At 62.1% G+C, this 17,486-nt stretch carries 13 protein-coding genes and 2 tRNA genes; 4 read left to right on the top strand and 11 right to left on the bottom strand.

Annotated elements, in window-relative coordinates; all coding sequences use genetic code 11:
- Nucleotides 1-130: 130 nt before the first annotated feature.
- From B0G83_RS06860 to B0G83_RS06845, 4 genes are all read left to right on the top strand, one after another.
- A complete protein-coding gene (locus B0G83_RS06860) occupies nt 131-2,251 on the top strand; it encodes a 3-hydroxyacyl-CoA dehydrogenase NAD-binding domain-containing protein (protein WP_105506707.1) in 2,121 nt (706 codons plus the stop codon).
- Between the two features lie 86 nt (nt 2,252-2,337).
- Nucleotides 2,338-3,546 carry an acyl-CoA dehydrogenase family protein gene (locus B0G83_RS06855; protein ID WP_105506706.1) on the top strand — a complete coding sequence of 403 codons (1,209 nt, stop codon included), beginning with the start codon at nt 2,338-2,340 and terminating at the stop codon, nt 3,544-3,546.
- A 12-nt stretch (nt 3,547-3,558) separates the two neighbouring features.
- The gene (locus B0G83_RS06850) at nt 3,559-4,716 is read left to right on the top strand and encodes an acyl-CoA dehydrogenase family protein (RefSeq protein WP_105506705.1); all 1,158 of its coding nucleotides are present in this window, start codon (nt 3,559-3,561) and stop codon (nt 4,714-4,716) included.
- 228 nt (nt 4,717-4,944) lie between these two features.
- On the top strand, nt 4,945-6,525 hold the full coding sequence (locus B0G83_RS06845; protein WP_105506704.1) for an aspartate:alanine exchanger family transporter: 1,581 nt from the start codon (nt 4,945-4,947) through the stop codon (nt 6,523-6,525).
- Between the two features lie 79 nt (nt 6,526-6,604).
- On the opposite strand, the gene B0G83_RS06840 is transcribed toward B0G83_RS06845, so the two are convergent.
- The 11 genes from B0G83_RS06840 to B0G83_RS06785 form a co-directional block, all read right to left on the bottom strand.
- Nucleotides 6,605-6,681 (bottom strand) — tRNA-Pro (locus B0G83_RS06840).
- Nucleotides 6,682-6,744: 63 nt separating this feature from the next.
- Entirely contained in the window at nt 6,745-7,161 is a 417-nt protein-coding gene (locus B0G83_RS06835; protein WP_105506703.1) for a MerR family transcriptional regulator, read from the bottom strand.
- Nucleotides 7,162-7,207: 46 nt separating this feature from the next.
- The gene (locus B0G83_RS06830; RefSeq protein ID WP_035546911.1) at nt 7,208-7,618 is read right to left on the bottom strand and encodes an integration host factor subunit alpha; all 411 of its coding nucleotides are present in this window, start codon (nt 7,616-7,618) and stop codon (nt 7,208-7,210) included.
- Between the two features lie 69 nt (nt 7,619-7,687).
- Entirely contained in the window at nt 7,688-10,123 is a 2,436-nt protein-coding gene (pheT, locus tag B0G83_RS06825; protein WP_105506702.1) for a phenylalanine--tRNA ligase subunit beta, read from the bottom strand.
- A 142-nt stretch (nt 10,124-10,265) separates the two neighbouring features.
- Entirely contained in the window at nt 10,266-11,279 is a 1,014-nt protein-coding gene (gene pheS, locus B0G83_RS06820) for a phenylalanine--tRNA ligase subunit alpha (RefSeq protein ID WP_035546916.1), read from the bottom strand.
- 158 nt (nt 11,280-11,437) lie between these two features.
- Nucleotides 11,438-11,797, bottom strand: a complete 360-nt coding sequence (rplT, locus tag B0G83_RS06815) for a 50S ribosomal protein L20 (protein WP_006052502.1) — start codon at nt 11,795-11,797, stop codon at nt 11,438-11,440.
- A gap of 29 nt (nt 11,798-11,826) precedes the next feature.
- Nucleotides 11,827-12,024, bottom strand: coding sequence for a 50S ribosomal protein L35 (gene rpmI / locus B0G83_RS06810; protein ID WP_012433738.1), 198 nt, complete (start codon nt 12,022-12,024; stop codon nt 11,827-11,829).
- 257 nt (nt 12,025-12,281) lie between these two features.
- Nucleotides 12,282-12,806 (bottom strand): translation initiation factor IF-3, encoded by a 525-nt coding sequence (gene infC / locus B0G83_RS06805; protein ID WP_074263967.1) that lies wholly within the window; start codon nt 12,804-12,806, stop codon nt 12,282-12,284.
- Nucleotides 12,807-12,855: 49 nt separating this feature from the next.
- Nucleotides 12,856-14,763 (bottom strand): threonine--tRNA ligase, encoded by a 1,908-nt coding sequence (thrS, locus tag B0G83_RS06800; protein WP_105506701.1) that lies wholly within the window; start codon nt 14,761-14,763, stop codon nt 12,856-12,858.
- 251 nt (nt 14,764-15,014) lie between these two features.
- Nucleotides 15,015-15,091: transfer RNA gene (locus B0G83_RS06790), tRNA-Val, on the bottom strand.
- Between the two features lie 140 nt (nt 15,092-15,231).
- Nucleotides 15,232-17,475 carry a bifunctional (p)ppGpp synthetase/guanosine-3',5'-bis(diphosphate) 3'-pyrophosphohydrolase gene (locus B0G83_RS06785; RefSeq protein ID WP_105506700.1) on the bottom strand — a complete coding sequence of 748 codons (2,244 nt, stop codon included), beginning with the start codon at nt 17,473-17,475 and terminating at the stop codon, nt 15,232-15,234.
- Nucleotides 17,476-17,486 lie beyond the last annotated feature (11 nt).

The following is a 17,486-nucleotide window of genomic DNA, read 5'->3' as shown; positions in this document are numbered from 1 at the left end:
AAAGAATTTTGACAGTCTGTCAACCGACCATGTGATTGTCAATAAACCTTGACCTCCGCACAATCGCAGAATTCGCCAGACGCGGTCTGCGCGCAGCCACGGATAACCGTTCAGGACAGGAGACACCCCCATGACCCTCACCCCTTCGACCGATGTCGTCACGCACGCCGTACGCGGCAAGGTGCTGCTCGTGACGATCGACCACGCGCCGGTCAATGCCCTCTCCGCCGACGTGCGGCGGGGCCTCGCCGCCGCGATCGACGCCGCCGACGCCGATCCGTCCGTCGAGGCGGTGCTGATCGTCGGCGCGGGGCGCAACTTCATTGCCGGTGCGGACATTCGCGAGTTCGGCAAGCCGCCGGTGCCGCCTTCGCTGCCGGACGTGTGCAACCGCATCGAAGCGTGCACGAAGCCGGTGGTGGCCGCGATTCACGGCGCGGCGCTCGGTGGCGGCCTGGAGGTGGCGCTCGCCGCGCATTACCGGATCGCACTCGACGGCGCGAAGCTCGGCCTGCCCGAAGTGCAACTCGGCCTGCTGCCGGGCGCGGGCGGCACGCAGCGCACACCGCGCCTGATCGGCGCCGCCGCCGCGCTCGATCTGATTCTGAGCGGCCGTCATGCGAGCGCGCAGGAAGCGCTGGCGCTGGGTCTGGTCGACCGCGTCGGCAGCAGTGACGATCTGCTTGCCGAAGGCCTCGCTTACACGCAGGAATTGCTGGCCGCCCACGCGCCGGTGCGTCGCACACGCGACGCCGCGGCACTGGCCGATCGCGCCGCGAATCTCGCCGCGGTCGTCGCCGCGCGCGCGGATACCGCGAAGAAATCGCGCGGCCTGTTCTCACCGCTCAAGATCGTCGACGCGGTCGAAGCCGCCATCGAACAGCCCTTCGACGAAGGCCTTCGGCTTGAACGCAAGCTGTTCCTCGACTGCCTCGACAGTCCGCAACGTGCCGGGTTGATTCACGCATTCTTTGCCGAACGTGAAGTGCTCAAGGCGCCCGAAACGCGCTCCGCGAAACCGCGCGCGCTCGGCGCCATCGGCGTGGTCGGCGGCGGCACGATGGGCGCGGGCATCGCCGTCGCGGTGCTCGACGCGGGCTTGCCGGTGACGATGATCGAACGCGACGACGAATCGCTCGCGCGCGGCCGTGCGCACATCGAAAAAGTCTACGACGGCCTGATCGCGAAAGGCCGCCTGAGCGCGGCGAGAAAAGCCGCCGTGATGGCGCGTTGGAGCGGCAGCACGTCATACGACGCGCTGACCGACGCCGACCTCGTGATCGAAGCCGTCTTCGAAGATCTCGCCGTGAAACAGGCCGTGTTCGCCGAACTCGATCGCGTCTGCAAACAAGGCGCGGTGCTCGCGACCAACACGTCTTACCTCGACATCGACGCGATTGCGTCGAGCATTTCGCGCCCCGCCGACGTGATCGGTCTGCACTTCTTCTCGCCGGCCAACATCATGAAGCTGCTGGAAGTCGTCGTGCCGAAGCAGGTCAGCGCCGACGTGGTCGCCACCGCGTTCGAACTCGCGAAGACGCTGCGTAAAACACCGGTGCGTGCGGGCGTGTGCGACGGCTTCATCGGCAACCGCGTGCTCGCCGTGTATCGCAGCGCCGCCGACGCGATGATGGAAGACGGCGCGTCGCCGTATCAGATCGACGCCGCCGTGCGCGCGTTCGGCTTCCCGATGGGACCGTTTCAGGTGGTCGACCTGGCGGGCGGCGACATCGGCTGGGCGACGCGCAAACGGCGCGCCGCGACCCGCAATCCCGCCGCCCGTTATGTGCAGATCAGCGACCGCTTGTGCGAGCGCGGCTGGTTCGGCCAGAAGACCGGCTGCGGTTTCTATCTGTATCCCGAAGGTTCGCGCAGCGGCACGGCCGACCCCGAAGTCGAAGCGATCATCGACGCCGAACGCGAACGCGCCGGCATCACGCCGCGCGCCTTTACCGACGAAGAAATCGTGCGCCGCTACATGGCGGCGATGATCAACGAAGGCGCGAACGTCGTGCATGAAGGCATCGCGCTGCGGCCGTTGGACGTCGACGTGACCTTCCTCTACGGCTACGGTTTTCCGCGCTACCGCGGCGGTCCGATGAAATACGCCGACATGGTGGGGCTGCCGAGGATTCTCGCCGACATCCGCGAGTTCGCCAAGGAAGACCCGCTGTTCTGGCAAGCTTCGCCGCTGCTGGTTGATCTGGTCGAACGCGGCGCCGACTTCGCGAGTCTGAACCAGACGGTCTGAGGCCGCCGCTTTTTGCACTGTCATGCCGCATGGCCGGTGGCGCGCAACCGCGCCCCGCCCGCTCACTTTCCACGGAACACTCCGCTATGGATCTGAACTTCACCCCTGAAGAAGAAGCCTTCCGCACCGACGTGCGGACATTCCTGCGCGAAAAGCTGCCGCAGCGTCTCGCCGACAAGGTGCACGGCGGCCGCCGTCTGACGCGCGACGACCTGGCCCAATGGCACGCGATTCTCAACGCGCAAGGCTGGCTCGCGAATCACTGGCCGAAGGAGTACGGCGGCCCTGGCTGGAACCCGGTACAGAAATTCATCTTCGAAAACGAATGCGCGTTGGCCGGCGCGCCGCGTGTGGTGCCGTTCGGCGTCAACATGCTGGGGCCCGTGCTCATCAAGTACGGCAGCGACGCGCAGAAACGCCATTGGCTGCCCCGCATTCTCGACGGCTCGGACTGGTGGTGCCAGGGCTACTCGGAGCCGGGCGCGGGCTCGGATCTCGCGGCGGTCAATACGCGTGCGGTACGAGGCCTGGATGCGCAAGGCGAGCATTACGTGGTCAACGGCCAGAAAACGTGGACCACGCTCGGCCACTTCGCGAACATGATCTTCTGCCTCGTCCGCACCGACACCGACGCGCGCAAACAGGCCGGCATCAGCTTCCTGCTGATCGACATGAATACGCCGGGCGTCGAAGTGCGTCCTATCGTGACGCTCGACGGCGAGCACGAAGTCAACGAAGTGTTTTTCACCTACGTGCGCGTGCCGGCCGGGAATCTCGTCGGCGAAGAGAACCAAGGCTGGACCTACGCGAAGTATCTGCTCACGTATGAGCGCACCAACATCGCGGGCGTCGGCTTCTCGGTCGCCGCCTTCAACCGGCTGCGCAAGATCGCCGCGAAGCAGCAACGCAACGGCCGGCCGCTCGCGGACGATCCCTCGTTCGCGGCGCGCATGGCGCGCGTCGAGATCGATCTGGAGAACATGAAGACCACCAATCTGCGCGTGATCGCGGCGGTGGCGGGCGGCGGCGTGCCGGGCGCGGAGAGTTCGATGCTGAAGATTCGCGGCACCGAGATCCGTCAGGAGATTTCTTCGTTGACGCGTCGCGCGATGGGACCGTATGCGCAACCGTTCGTCGAGGAAGCCTTGCACGAGGGCTTCGACGGCGCGCCGGTCGGCCCCGCCGAAGCGGCGAGCGCCGCGTCGCTGTATTTCAATAATCGCAAGCTGTCGATCTTCGGCGGCTCGAATGAAATCCAGAAGAACATCATTTCCAAAATGATCCTCGGACTGTAAGGGGCGCACGTCATGAACTTCCAGCACACCGAAGACCGCCGCATGCTGGCGGACTCGTTGAATCGATTCGTCAGCGAGCAATACGGCTTCGAAACGCGCGACCGGATCGCGCGCTCGACGCAAGGTTTCAGCAGCGAATTGTGGGGCCGCTTTGCCGAACTCGGCGTGATCGGCGCGTTGTTCGACGAAGCGAACGGCGGGTTTGGCGGCGGCGGATTCGACATGGCTGTCGTGTTCGAATGCCTCGGTCGTGGGCTCGTGGTCGAGCCGTTTCTCGATACGCTGATGGTTGGGCAAGCGCTGGCACGCAGCGGAAATGACGCGCAGCGGGCGTTGCTTGAGGGGTTGATCGACGGCTCGCGGATCGTTGCGCTCGCCCATGGCGAGCCGGAGGGGCACTACGAGTTGGCTCGGGTGACGACGCGTGCGCTGCGCGACGGTAATGGCGATGCCGATGCCAATGGCGGCGCGTGGCAATTGAACGGCTCGAAGGCGGTGGTTCAACACGGCGAACAGGCCGGCCTCTTCCTGGTCTCGGCCCGCACGCACGGCGCCGAGGACGCGGAACCCGGCATCAGCCTCTTTCTCGTGCCGCGCGAGACGCCGGGCGTCAGCGTGCGCGGCTATCGCAAGATCGATGGCGGCCGCGCCGCCGAAGTGACATTCGACCACGTCACGCTCGACGCCGGCGCGCTGCTCGGCACGGCGGGCGAAGGCTTCGCGACACTCGAATACGCGATCGGCTGCGGCGTGCTCGCGTTGTGTGCCGAAGCCGTCGGCGCAATGGACGTCGCGAAAGATCACACGCTCGAGTATCTGCGCACGCGCAAGCAGTTCGGCGTGCCGATCGGCAGCTTCCAGGCCTTGCAGCATCGCATGGCAGATCTACTGCTCGAGATCGAGCAGGCGCGCTCGGCGGTGATCAATGCAGCGGCCACGCTCGGTGCGCCGCGTACGACGCGCGAACGGGCGTTGTCGGCGGCTAAATACAGTATCGGCAGAATCGGGGCGATGGTCGCCGAGCAATGTATTCAGCTGCATGGCGGCATCGGCATGACGTGGGAACTGCCGCTCGCTCACTACGCGAAACGGCTCGTGATGATAGATCACCAACTCGGCGACGAAGATCACCATCTCGAACGGTTTATCGCGCTCGGACGGGAGGCGTAGCAAGTCGGCGGCGCCGTGAGGCGCGGCGTTGGCGTGGCGTCGCTGGGATTGGAAACAAAACGCGCAATCTAGTAGATACTGGCGAACAGCCGGACCCTGCGGGGTCTGGCATGACGTGGCGCTTTACGCTTGCCGCGCGTTACGCATTTCGCTTGCGCCTCACCTTTCAGGATCACCGCCACACAATCCGCTGGACTCGCGGAAGCCTCCAACCTGATCGGAGCCGACATGGACGCCCTGAAGACGCTTCTCGAGCAGCAGCCTCTGATGACGCTGTTCCTCACCATCGCGGCGGGCTATTTCGTCGGCGAGATCAACGTCAAAGGGTTTTCGCTCGGTGTCGGCGCGGTGCTGTTCGTCGCGCTGGCGGCCGGCTGGTTCGCGCCGAAAGCCGCGCCCGCGCCGATGATAGGCACGCTCGGCCTCTCGCTCTTTCTCTACACAGTAGGTGTTCAGTACGGGAAGCAGTTTTTCCTCGGTCTCACCAGCGCCGCGGGCCGGCGCGCGAATCTGCTCGCGCTCGTGGGGGTGGTGTGCGCGGGCGCGGTGAGCGTGGCGATTCAGAAAATCATGCAACTCGATCCGGGCTATGCGCTCGGTCTGTTCTCGGGTTCCGGCACGAGTACCGCCGCATTGCAAGCGGCGATCGCCGTGCTCGGCAACGACAACGCCGCGGTCGGCTATTCGGTTTCGTACCCGTTCGGCGTGGCCGGTCCGATTCTGTTGCTCTACATGGCGTTCGCGATCCTGTCGCCAAAGATCGACGCCGCCTCCGGCGCCGGTCTGGATATTCTCGAAATCGCGCTGCGCAATCCCGACTTCTGCGGCAAGACATTGAGCGAAGCACTCGCCGCGTTGCCCAGCGACGTGCAGATCGTTGCCGTGCGCAGCGCGCATCACAATGCGCCCGCGTCCCTCGAACTCGTGCTCGCCGAAAACGACGTGGTGCTGGCCGTCAGCCCCAATCAACACTCCCTCGCCGAAGCCCGCACACGTCTGGGCGAGGCTGCGCCCGGCCGCGTGCTGCGCGATCGCGGCGATCTGGATTATCTGCGGGTGTTTGCGTCGCGCGCAAACGTGGTGGGACGCCCGCTCGGCGAACTCGCGTTGCCCGACGGCTCGATCGTCGCGCATGTACGACGCGGCGACGCCGACATCATGCCGCGCCCCGACCTCATGCTGGAATACGGCGATCGCGTCGGCCTGCTGACGAAACGCGCGACCTTTCCCACGCTGCGCACGTTCTTCGGCGACTCGATCAAGGGTACCGCCGAGTTCAGCTATATCTCGGTCGGCCTTGGGATGGCACTCGGCTTTCTGGCTGGTGCGCTGCAGCTTCCGCTGCCGGGCTTCGGCAAACTGGCGCTGGGTTTATGCGGCGTGCTGATCGTGGCGCTCGTACTGGGCAAATTGCGCCGCACCGGCAGCATCAACTGGACCATGCCGTTACCCGCGAATCTCGTGATGCGCAATCTCGGGCTGACAATTTTTCTCGCGCAAGTGGGCATGGCGTCGGGGCCAAAATTCGCCGCAACGGTCTCGCAAACCGGACTGCTGATGCTTGGCTTGGGCGCGCTCGTGCTGCTCGCGTTGGCCGTGCCGATTCTGATTCTCGGACTGCTGGTTTACCGGCTGCCGTATGACGAGGTGGCGGGGATTGTCGCGGGTGCATGCGGCAACCCGGCGATTCTCGCGTTCGCCAATAAGCTCACGCCCACCGACCGACCCGATATCGGCTACGCGATGATATTTCCCGCGATGACGATCGTGAAGATACTGTTTGTGGATATCGTGCCGAAGTTGATGTGAGCTTAAAAACTCCGCCCAGAAATAGAACAGAAATAGAAAAAGGCCTTACAAGCGATGCTTGTAAGGCCTTGATTTCTTGTGGTCGGGGCGAGAGGATTTGAACCTCCGACCACACGCCCCCCAGGCGTGTGCGCTACCAGGCTGCGCTACGCCCCGAACAGATGAAAATTATAACAGACACTTCTTTCGATTAGAACCGCCGGGTACGAACAAAGTGAACTAGCGACCCAGCAGATCGATGACGTGCAGCAACTCCTTGCGCAACTGCTCGACGTCCACTGAAGCGGCGGGTGCCGCGGGCGTTTGCGCGGCCGCGACGCTCTCGCCTTCGTCCAGTCCCTCGGCCGGCGCACCGTGCGCCCCGCCACCATGTGAATCGAGACGATTGCGCGCGCCGTTGATCGTGAAGCCCTGTTCATACAGCAACTCACGAATCCGTCTGATCAACAACACCTCATGGTGTTGATAGTACCGACGGTTGCCGCGTCGCTTGACCGGCCGCAACTGCGTGAACTCCTGCTCCCAGTAACGCAACACATGCGGCTTCACGCCGCATAGTTCGCTGACCTCACCAATCGTGAAGTAGCGCTTCGCCGGAATCGGAGGCAAGACGACTTTTTCGATCGTCGCTGTCATCGTCAGTTAGCCGTCGTGGTGGGTTGCGCAGGAATGCGCCAGTCGATCAGCGCGCGAAGCTCGCTTCAGCGCCGTTCTCGACCAGCGCTTTCAGCTTTTGACTCGCATGGAACGTCACAACCCGGCGCGCGGCGATCGGAATCGCCTCGCCGGTCTTCGGATTTCTGCCGGGACGCTGGGGCTTGTCGCGCAACTGGAAGTTGCCGAACCCCGACAGCTTCACGCTGTCGCCACTCTCCAGCGCATCGCGGATCACCTCGAAGAACGCTTCGACCATGTCTTTCGCTTCCCGCTTGTTGAGCCCGACATTGTCGAACAGCAACTCGGCAAGTTCAGCTTTGGTGAGCGTCGGCGTTTCAGCAGAAACGACGGCGGGTGATGTCGGAATATCGCGAATCATGGCGCTGCGTTGCGCCGTAAGAAGGGCTTCGAAATCACTCGAGTTCATTTCATTCATATCTATCAAATGGCGCGCCAAGCAAAAAACAAAGGATGCGGAAACAGCCGTGCAATTGTTAAATGCGGGTTATCCGCGCAACCGTGCGCCATATACTCGAGCCAGACGTTCCACCAGAGTTTGAATGGCCAGATCGACCGTCTCATCCTGAAGGGTTCCGCCAGTATCTTGCAAGGTCACACGGAACGCAAGGCTTTTCTCATGAGCGGCCAGACCACCGGAAGTGTTTGATTTTGGACGGAATTCGTCGAAAAGCGCAACCTTCTGAACGCTCTTGCAGGCGGGCTCGGATTGCGCCTTCTGCAACTCGTCCAACAGCGCCTGAACCTCGATTTTCTGATCGACAACCAGCGCGATATCACGACGTACCGGCGGGAATTTAGACACTTCCGCGGGAGTGGGCAATACGCGCTGCATTAATGCTTCCGATTCGATTTCAAACAGAATCGGCGCATGCGGCAAATCATATTTCTGCATCCAGCGCGGATGCAATTCGCCAATCCAGCCGACTGCGCGACCATTCACTTCGATACGCGCGCTGCGTCCCGGATGCAGCGCCGGATGTTCCGCCTTCACGAAGCGTGCCACCGCCGGCGCCAGCAATGCTTCGAGATCGCCCTTCATGTCGAAGTAGTCGACCGTGCGCGTGGCCGCGCCCCACTGCTCGTCGAGCGCCGGACCGTAGGCCAGCGCGCCAATCATCTTCGGCTGCGCGAAACCTTCCACCGTGAGTTCGCCGGCCTTGATCGACGGATCATGCAGGAACACGCGACCCGCTTCGAACACGCGCACGCGATCCGCGGCACGGCGATTCAGATTCGTGCGCAGCACGTGGATCAGGCTGCCGAACAGCGTGGTGCGCATGACCGACAACTGGCTCGCGATCGGATTCAGCAAACGGACCGGCTTGTCGTTACCCGCGAAGTCCTGTTCCCACTCGGCGTCGACGAAACTGAAGTTCACCGTTTCCGCGTAATCGCGCGCAGCCAGGGCGTGACGGATCACGTGGACCGAACGCTGGGTTTCGTTGGTCGCGAGCATTTCGCTGGTCGCAACCGGCGGACGCGCCGGGATCTTTTCGAAGCCGTAAATACGCGCGACTTCTTCGATCAGGTCTTCTTCGATTTCAATGTCGAAGCGGTACGACGGCGGCATCACCGAGAACGTGTCGTCGCCGCGCTCGAACGTGAGGCCGAGACGCGTGAAGATTTGCGCGATTTCGTCCGCGTCGATCTTGATGCCGATGATGCGGTTCGCACGCGACACACGCATCTTGACCGGCTCGCGCTTCGGCACGTTGACGGTCTGGTCGTCGACCGGACCGGCCGCGCCGCCGCAAATGTCGAGAATGAGTTGCGTGATGCGCTCGATGTGCTCGACCGTGGTCGCGTAATCGACGCCGCGTTCGAAGCGATGACCCGCGTCGGTCGAGAAGTTGTACTTGCGCGAGCGGCCGCGAATGCTATCCGGCCACCAGAATGCGGCTTCCAGATAGATGTTGGTGGTGTCGAGCGTGACGGCCGTGCTGTCGCCACCCATGATGCCCGCGAGACTTTCAATGTGTTGCTCGTCCGCGATCACGCCGACGGTTTCGTCGAGTTCGACCGTGTCGCCGTTCAGCAGCTTGAGCGTTTCGCCGGGGCGGCCCCAACGCACGTCCATGCCGCCGTGGATCTTGTCCAGATCGAACACGTGCGACGGACGGCCGAGTTCGAGCATCACGTAGTTCGAGATATCGACCAGGGCGGAGATGCTGCGTTGACCCGAACGTTCGAGACGCTGCACCATCCATTGCGGCGACTTCGCGCGCGCGTTCACGCCGCGAATCACACGACCCGAGAATCGGCCGCACAGATCCGGCGCGGAAATTTTGACGGGCAGCGTTTCGTCGAGCGTGACTTGCGCCGGCTTGATCTCGATCGGATGCAACGATGCACCCGTGATCGCCGACGTTTCGCGCGCCACGCCAAACACCGACAGACAGTCCGCCTTGTTCGGCGTCAGCTTGATTTCGAAAATCGTGTCGTCGAGATTGAGCGTTTCGCGGATGTCCTGGCCGATCGGCGTATCTTCCGGCAGGATCATCAGGCCGCTATGATCTTCAGACAGCTTGAGCTCGCGTGCCGAGCACAACATGCCCTGACTTTCCACGCCGCGCAGCTTCGAGAGCTTGATCGCGAACGGCGCGGCGCCCTCTTCGGCCGGCGGCAGTTGCGCGCCCACCAGCGCGACCGGCACCTTGATGCCCGGCGCCACGTTCGGCGCGCCGCACACGATGTTCAGCGTCGCGCCGGTGCCGGCGTCGACCTGACACACGTTGAGCTTGTCCGCGTCCGGGTGCTTGACGACTTCCAGCACCTGGCCGACAACGATCTTCGAGGTCGGCGGCGCAGCCGGCCGCAGGTCTTCAACTTCGAGACCGGCCATTGTCAGCGCGTGCGACAGTTGGTCGGTCGTTAGTTGCGGATCGACAAAGGTTCTCAGCCAGGATTCCGGGAATTGCATGGTTCTGTGTACGTTCTGATCAGGTTAGGTCCACGTCCGGCGATGCTGCCTTGGTGTTGCGCTGGACTCTGCCGGGGACGCTGCGAACGGCACGCTTTGCGTGCCGTTCGCGCTCTATGCTTGTCGCGTTCGACCGTGCGGTTCAGGCGAATTGACGCAGGAAACGCAGGTCGTTTTCGAAGAACAGACGCAGGTCTTGCACGCCGTAACGCAACATGGTGAGCCGTTCGAGGCCACTGCCGAACGCAAAGCCGATGTAGCGCTCCGGGTCGAGACCCATGTTGCGAATCACCGTGGGATGCACCTGGCCGGAGCCCGAAATTTCGAGCCACTTTCCGGCATTCTTGCCCGTTTCGAACAGCATGTCGATTTCAGCCGACGGTTCGGTGAACGGGAAATACGAAGGACGGAAGCGCACGAGAATGTCGTCGCGCTCGAAGAATTTCTTCAGGAAGTCGGTGTAGACGCCCTTCAGGTCCGCGAAGCTGATGTTCTCGTCGATCCACAGGCCTTCGACCTGGTTGAACATCGGCGAATGCGTCGCGTCGCTGTCCACGCGATACGTGCGGCCCGGCACGATCACCTTGATCGGTGGCGTGTTGGTACGCGCGTAGCGAACCTGCATCGGACTGGTATGGGTGCGCAGCAGCAGTTGACGGCCGTCGGCATCTTTGCCGTCGACGTAGAAGGTGTCCTGCATGGAACGCGCCGGATGGTTTTCCGGGCTGTTCAGCGAGGTGAAGTTGTACCAGTCGGTTTCGATTTCGGGGCCGTCGGCCACGTCGAATCCGATCGACCGGAAAATCTGTTCGACGCGCTCCCACGTGCGCATCACCGGGTGCAGGCTACCTGCGCCGGTGCCACGGCCGGGCAACGTGACGTCGATGGCTTCAGCGGCAAGGCGCTGATTCAGCAACGCGTCGGCCAATGCCTGACGGCGGGCCGTCAACGCGGCCTCCACTTGTTGCTTGACGAGGTTGATCCGTGCGCCTTCGGTCTTGCGCGTTTCGGGATCGAGTTTGCCAAGGCCCTTCAATAGCTCGGTCAGCGCGCCCGACTTACCAAGAAAGCGCGCTTTCTCGTTCTCGAGGGTGGTGACGTCGGAGGCTTCTGCGAAGGCTTTTTGCGCGTCGGCGACAATCTGGTCCAGATCCATTGATCCCATCATTTCAACGTCAGTGTTCAATCGAAGCAAAACTGGTTCTACCAACAAAAACGGGGCTCGGTGAGGAGCCCCGTTTTTGCTGCAGCGTCACCGAGACTACCGGATGTTCGCTACAACGAACCACGCAGTGTTAATTGCCAGAAGCGCAATCAGGCTGCAACGGCGGCTTTCACCTGCTGAACGATCGCAGCAAAAGCAGCCTTGTCGAACACAGCCATGTCGGCCAGTACCTTGCGGTCGAGTTCAATCGAAGCCTTCTTCAGGCCGTTGATGAACACGCTGTACGTCATGTCGTGCTGACGCACCGCCGCGTTGATACGCGTGATCCACAATGCACGGAACACACGCTTCTTGTTGCGGCGATCGCGGTAGGCATATTGCCCTGCGCGCATGACCGCCTGCTTGGCGATGCGATAGACGTTATTGCGACGGCCGCGGTAACCCTTGGCCAGCTTGATGATCTTCTTGTGACGGGCCCGTGCGGTAACCCCACGTTTTACTCGAGGCATATCTTGCTCCTATGAGTTTCGGTTAAGGGTTAAGCGAACGGCAGCATTGCGCGCACGGAGTTCATATCTGCATCATGAACTGCCGTCGAACCGCGCAAATGGCGTTTGTTCTTGGTGGTCTTCTTGGTAAGAATGTGGCGCTTGAAGGCCTGACCGCGCTTGACGGTACCGCCCGGACGCACCACGAAGCGCTTTGCAGCACTCTTCTTGGTCTTCATCTTCGGCATGACAACTCCATTATTAGATGGATATGGGTGTGCGGTCGGCTAGAAGCCATCACCCGCCCTTCGAAACCCATTCCACTTGGTATGCAGACCGCCAATATCACCAGCGGCCGCTTTTCAGGAATCGGTGCGAGTGCCACTTACGCGGTACTCGCACCGTTCCGAAACCTGCCGATACTGCGCCGGACACCCGGCACAGCACCGTTTCAATCTTTCACGATTAGAGCGCACGCCACACGGCGCGCCGCTGCTCAAGTCGCTTACTTCTTTTTCTTCGGAGCGAGCACCATGATCATCTGGCGCCCTTCCATTTTCGGCATTTGCTCGACCTGACCGACTTCGTCGAGGTCGGTGCGCAGGCGTTCCAGCATGCGCATACCGATTTCCTGGTGAGCCATTTCGCGGCCACGGAAACGCAACGTGATTTTCGTCTTGTCGCCGTCGTCGAGGAAGCGAATGAGGTTACGCAGCTTGACGTTGTAGTCGCCGTCATCAGTGCCCGGACGGAATTTGACTTCCTTGACCTGGACAATCTTCTGCTTGAGCTTGGCCTCGTGCTGCTTCTTCGCTTCCGAGTACTTGAACTTGCCGTAGTCCATCAAGCGGCAAACTGGCGGGACCGCTTGCGGTGCGATTTCAACCAGATCGACATCCTGCTGTTCCGACATGCGGAACGCATCAGCGAGCTTCACGATGCCGAGCGGTTCGTTCTCGACTCCGACCAGACGCACCTCGGGTGCCGTAATTTCACCGTTGATGCGGTGCGCAGACTTATCAGTAGCGATGTTACGTTTCCTCTAAAATTTAAAAAAACGAGCCGGGCTGCCAAGTGGCTCAGTTGAACGTCTGCACGTCATGGCGCAGACGCTCAATGAAGGTGTCGAGAGGCATAACGCCCAGATCGACACCACCACGGGCACGCACGGCTACCGTTTGGGCTTCACGCTCTTTGTCGCCGACCACAAGCAGGTACGGCACCTTTTCCAGCGTGTGCTCGCGTATTTTATAGCTAATCTTCTCGTTGCGCAAATCGGCCTCTACTCTAACCCCTTGTTTTTGCAACGATTGGGCTAGCGAGCGTGCATATTCCGCCTGATTTTCGGCGATATTCATCACCACAACCTGCATCGGCGCGAGCCAGGACGGCATTGCCCCAGCGTGGTGCTCGATCAGAATGCCGAGGAACCGCTCCATTGATCCGACGATTGCCCGGTGCAGCATGATCGGCCGACGGCGGCCATTGTCTTCCGCGACGTATTCGGCGCCGAGGCGCTCCGGCAGCACCATGTCGAGCTGCAGCGTACCGCATTGCCACGAGCGGCCGAGCGCATCCTTGATGTGATATTCGACCTTCGGGCCGTAGAACGCGCCCTCGCCCGGCAACTCTTCCCACGTCACGCCGCACGCGGTCAGCGCTTCGCGCAGCCCCTGCTCCGCCCGATCCCACGTTTCGTCCGTGCCGGCGCGCGCGTCCGGACGCAGCGACAGCTTGATCTCGACGTTGTCGAAGCCGAAATCCTTGTACACGCTCATGGCCAGCGTGTTGAACGCGATCGATTCGCTGATGAACTGGTCTTCAGTACAGAAAATGTGCGCGTCGTCCTGCACGAAACCACGCACGCGCATCAGGCCATGCAACGCGCCCGACGATTCATTGCGGTGGCACGATCCAAACTCCGCATACCGCAGCGGCAGGTCGCGATACGAACGCAGACCGTGGTTGAACACCTGCACGTGACCCGGGCAGTTCATCGGCTTGATCGCGTAGTCGCGCTTTTCCGATTCCGTCGTGAACATGTTTTCACGGTAGTTCTGCCAGTGGCCCGACGCTTCCCACAGCGAACGGTCCATGATCATCGGCGTTTTGATTTCGAGGTAACCAGCGTCGTTCACGCGACGGCGCATGTACTGCTCGACCTGCTGCCACAACGTCCAGCCGCGCGGATGCCAGAACACCATGCCCGGCGATTCGTCCTGCATATGGAACAGATCGAGTTGCTTGCCGAGCTTGCGGTGGTCGCGCTTCTCCGCCTCTTCGAGCATGTGCAGATACGCTTCCTGGTCTTCTTTTTTGGTCCAGGCCGTACCGTAGATGCGCTGCAGTTGCTCGTTCTTCGAATCGCCACGCCAGTAGGCGCCCGCCACCTTCATCAGCTTGAAGACTTTCAGCTTGCCGGTGGACGGCACGTGCGGGCCGCGACACAGATCGGTGAAGCCACCATGCGAGTACAGCTTGATATCGTCGCTGGAGGGAATCGATTCGATAATCTCGGCCTTGTACTTTTCGCCGATGCTCTTGAAGTAGTCGACCGCTTCTTCACGCGACACCACACGACGCGAAACCGGCTCGTCTTTCCTGGCGAGCTCCTGCATCCGCTTCTCGATCTTTTCCAGATCTTCCGGCGTGAAGGGACGGCTGTACGCGAAGTCGTAGTAGAAGCCGTTGTCGATTACCGGGCCGATCGTGACTTGCGCCTCCGGGAACAGATCCTTCACCGCATAGGCGAGCAAGTGCGCCGCGGAGTGACGAATGATGTCGAGACCGTCGGCGTCTTTTTCGGTGACGATGGCAAGCGCCACGTCGTGATCGATCAGCGCGGACGTATCGACCAGCTCTCCGTCGATCTTGCCGCCAAGCGCGGCCTTCGCGAGGCCGGGGCCGATCGAGGCGGCCACTTCGGCGACGGTCACCGGATGTTCGTACTGTCGAACAGAACCGTCAGGCAGACGTATCGAAACCATTGCGTTCTCCGTGGTGCCGACCGGCGGTGGCACATTCAACCATCAATCAAGCCAAAAAAAATGCGGCCCCGCTTTCGAGGGGCCGCATTCACATTTCCTGCAAACTACATTGGCGAAATTGGTCCTCGACTAGCGTCGCTCCGAAGTAGTTTCGGTCAACGTTCGCGGTGTCATAACCGTATTCGCCTTTTGCGCCAAAGGCGCTTACTGCAGTTTGCGAAACCCCGGAAAAACCGGAATTTCTCTTTCGTTGGTAGGCTCGATTGGACTCGAACCAACGACCCCCACCATGTCAAGGTGGTGCTCTAACCAGCTGAGCTACGAGCCTGAAGAAACGAGATTATATGGAGCGCCACACTGCTTGGCAAGTACTTTTATGCGCCGACTTTAAATTTCTGCGTGCCTATGAACACCTCGGAGCGGAGGCTGTCGCGGAGACAGCGACGCGCACTCGCCACCACGCACGCTTCAACTCTTGCGCGAAGCGCGCACCACGCCCGTCACTTCTCCAAGCACCGTGCAGGCGCGCTGAATCTGCGCGGAGCTCGACACCTCGACGGTGAATTGCATGAACGCCGTATTGCGGCGCGATTGCGTCTTCACACCGATCACGTTCATTTTCTCGCGCGCGAAAACTTCGGAGATGTCGCGCAGCAGACCCTGCCGGTCCGTCGCCTCGATACTGAGGTCGACCGGATAGACCGACTGGCCGCGCCCAATCATCACGTCCGCCGACCACGCGGTTTGCAACACGCGCTCCGGCGCGCGATCCGCCATGCGCAGGAACGTTGGGCAATCGCTGCGATGGATCGACATGCCCTTACCGCGTGTCACGAAGCCGCTGATATCGTCCGGCGGTGCGGGCCGGCAGCACCGCGCAAGCTGCGTGAGCAACGCGTCGACACCGACCACCAGCACGCCAGTCGACGCGCCGCGCGCGACGCTCGCACCGCTGCTGCGCTTTTCGAATTGCTCGGGCGCTTCGACCACGGGCTCGGGCGGCGGTGCGTCGTGCAACGCCTGCTCGACGAGCCGCAGACTGAACTCTTCCTTGCCCACCACCGAAAACAGATCGTCGGTCGTCTTGAAGCCCAGCTTGGCTGCGAGCTGGTCGAGATTGACCGAGGTCTTGCCTTCGCGCTGCAAGGTCTTTTCGACCATTGCACGTCCGTTGGCGATGTACTCCTGCACTTCGACCGCGTTGAACCACGCGCGCACTTTCTGCCGTGCGCGCGGGCTTTGCAAATAGCCGAGCTGCGGGTTGAGCCAGTCGCGCGACGGACCGCCCTCCTTCACCGCGACGATCTCGACCGTCTGGCCGTTCTGCAACGGCGTGTTGAGCGGCACCATCGCACCGTCGACGCGCGCGCCACGGCAACGATGCCCCAACTCACTATGCAGGTGATAGGCGAAATCGACAGGCGTCGCGCCGTGCGGCAGCGGAATCACGCGCGCCTGCGGCGTCAGCACATAAATGTGGTCGTCGTCGAGCGTGGCCTGGCGCAGTTGCTCCCACGGCTGCGCCGCGCGCTTCTCGCCATGCTCACCTTCCGAGACCTCGTCTTTCCACGCGAGCAACTGCCGCAACCACGCGATCTTCTCGTCGTACTTCTCGTTGGCGCTGAACTGGCCGCCGTAACCGCGCGTACCCGCTTCCTTGTAGCGCCAGTGCGCCGCCACGCCGTATTCCGCGAATTGATGCATTTCGTGCGTGCGGATCTGCACTTCGAACGCACGGCCGTCGTCGCCGATCACGACCGTGTGCAGCGATTTATAGCCGTTCGGCTTGGGCCGCGAAATGTAGTCGTCGAACTCTCGCGGCACCGGCTGCCACAGGTTATGCACGATGCCGAGCACGGTGTAGCAATCCTTGATGTCCGGCACGATCACGCGAAACGCGCGCACGTCGTACAGCTCGGCGAAGTCCAGCTCCTTGCCGCGCATCTTGCGCCAGATGCTATAGATATGCTTTGGCCGGCCGCTGACTTCGGCGCGGATATCCGCCGCAGCCAGTTCCTGCTGCAGGCGTTCGATGGCCTGTGCGACATAGCCCTCGCGCTCGACACGTTTCTCGTCGAGCAGCTTGGCAATGCGCTTGTACGTGACCGGCTCCTCGAAGCGGAACGCGAGATCCTCGAGCTCCCACTTCAGTTGCCAGATGCCCAGCCGGTTGGCGAGCGGCGCGTAAATGTCGAGCGTTTCGCGCGCCACGTCAGGCGACGGCGTGATCTTCGCCGCGGCGTAATAGCGCATGGATTGCAGACGCGACGCGAGCCGGATCAGCACCACGCGAATGTCTTGCGCGAACGCCAGCAGCATCTTGCGCAACGCCTCGACCTGCGCGCGGCGCGCGGCCTGCGCGTCCCGCCCGGCTTCGGGCATCGCGTTCTGGGCCGCACGCAAGCTGACCGTGCCGAGACGCAGCAGCTTGCGCACGTCGCCGACCAGTTGCGCGACTTCTTCGCCGAAGTTGTCGGCGATCACGCGCTCCGGATCCTGCAGATGCGGCGTCAACGCAAACAGTGCCGCCGCCAGCACCGCCGGTGGATCGACGTTGAGCGTGCGCATGATCGACGCCGTGCCCGCCGCGTGATCCGCCAGCAACTCGCCCGACGACAGCCGCACCTCGCCCGCATGTTCGCGCACGAACGCCATCGCTTCGTCGAAGGACGGGAGGGGATTCGGCGTGCTCGTAACGGTTTCGGTATTCATGGTGCGACAGT

This window comes from Paraburkholderia sp. BL21I4N1 (genome assembly GCF_002973525.1).
Classification (GTDB): domain Bacteria; phylum Pseudomonadota; class Gammaproteobacteria; order Burkholderiales; family Burkholderiaceae; genus Paraburkholderia.
This window is presented reverse-complemented; position numbering and strand designations above follow the sequence as displayed.

Bases quoted from the DNA above. Each gene is read 5' to 3' on its own strand.
- rpmI (WP_012433738.1), bottom strand. From the start codon at position 12,024: ATGCCGAAGATGAAGACCAAGAAGAGTGCTGCAAAGCGCTTCGTGGTG.
- pheS (WP_035546916.1), bottom strand. From the start codon at position 11,279: ATGGATCTGGACCAGATTGTCGCCGACGCGCAAAAAGCCTTCGCAGAA.
- B0G83_RS06830 (WP_035546911.1), bottom strand. From the start codon at position 7,618: ATGAATGAAATGAACTCGAGTGATTTCGAAGCCCTTCTTACGGCGCAA.
- pheT (WP_105506702.1), bottom strand. From the start codon at position 10,123: ATGCAATTCCCGGAATCCTGGCTGAGAACCTTTGTCGATCCGCAACTA.
- B0G83_RS06845 (WP_105506704.1), top strand. From the start codon at position 4,945: ATGGACGCCCTGAAGACGCTTCTCGAGCAGCAGCCTCTGATGACGCTG.
- B0G83_RS06855 (WP_105506706.1), top strand. From the start codon at position 2,338: ATGGATCTGAACTTCACCCCTGAAGAAGAAGCCTTCCGCACCGACGTG.
- thrS (WP_105506701.1), bottom strand. From the start codon at position 14,763: ATGGTTTCGATACGTCTGCCTGACGGTTCTGTTCGACAGTACGAACAT.
- B0G83_RS06785 (WP_105506700.1), bottom strand. From the start codon at position 17,475: ATGAATACCGAAACCGTTACGAGCACGCCGAATCCCCTCCCGTCCTTC.
- B0G83_RS06835 (WP_105506703.1), bottom strand. From the start codon at position 7,161: ATGACAGCGACGATCGAAAAAGTCGTCTTGCCTCCGATTCCGGCGAAG.
- rplT (WP_006052502.1), bottom strand. From the start codon at position 11,797: ATGCCTCGAGTAAAACGTGGGGTTACCGCACGGGCCCGTCACAAGAAG.
- B0G83_RS06860 (WP_105506707.1), top strand. From the start codon at position 131: ATGACCCTCACCCCTTCGACCGATGTCGTCACGCACGCCGTACGCGGC.
- B0G83_RS06850 (WP_105506705.1), top strand. From the start codon at position 3,559: ATGAACTTCCAGCACACCGAAGACCGCCGCATGCTGGCGGACTCGTTG.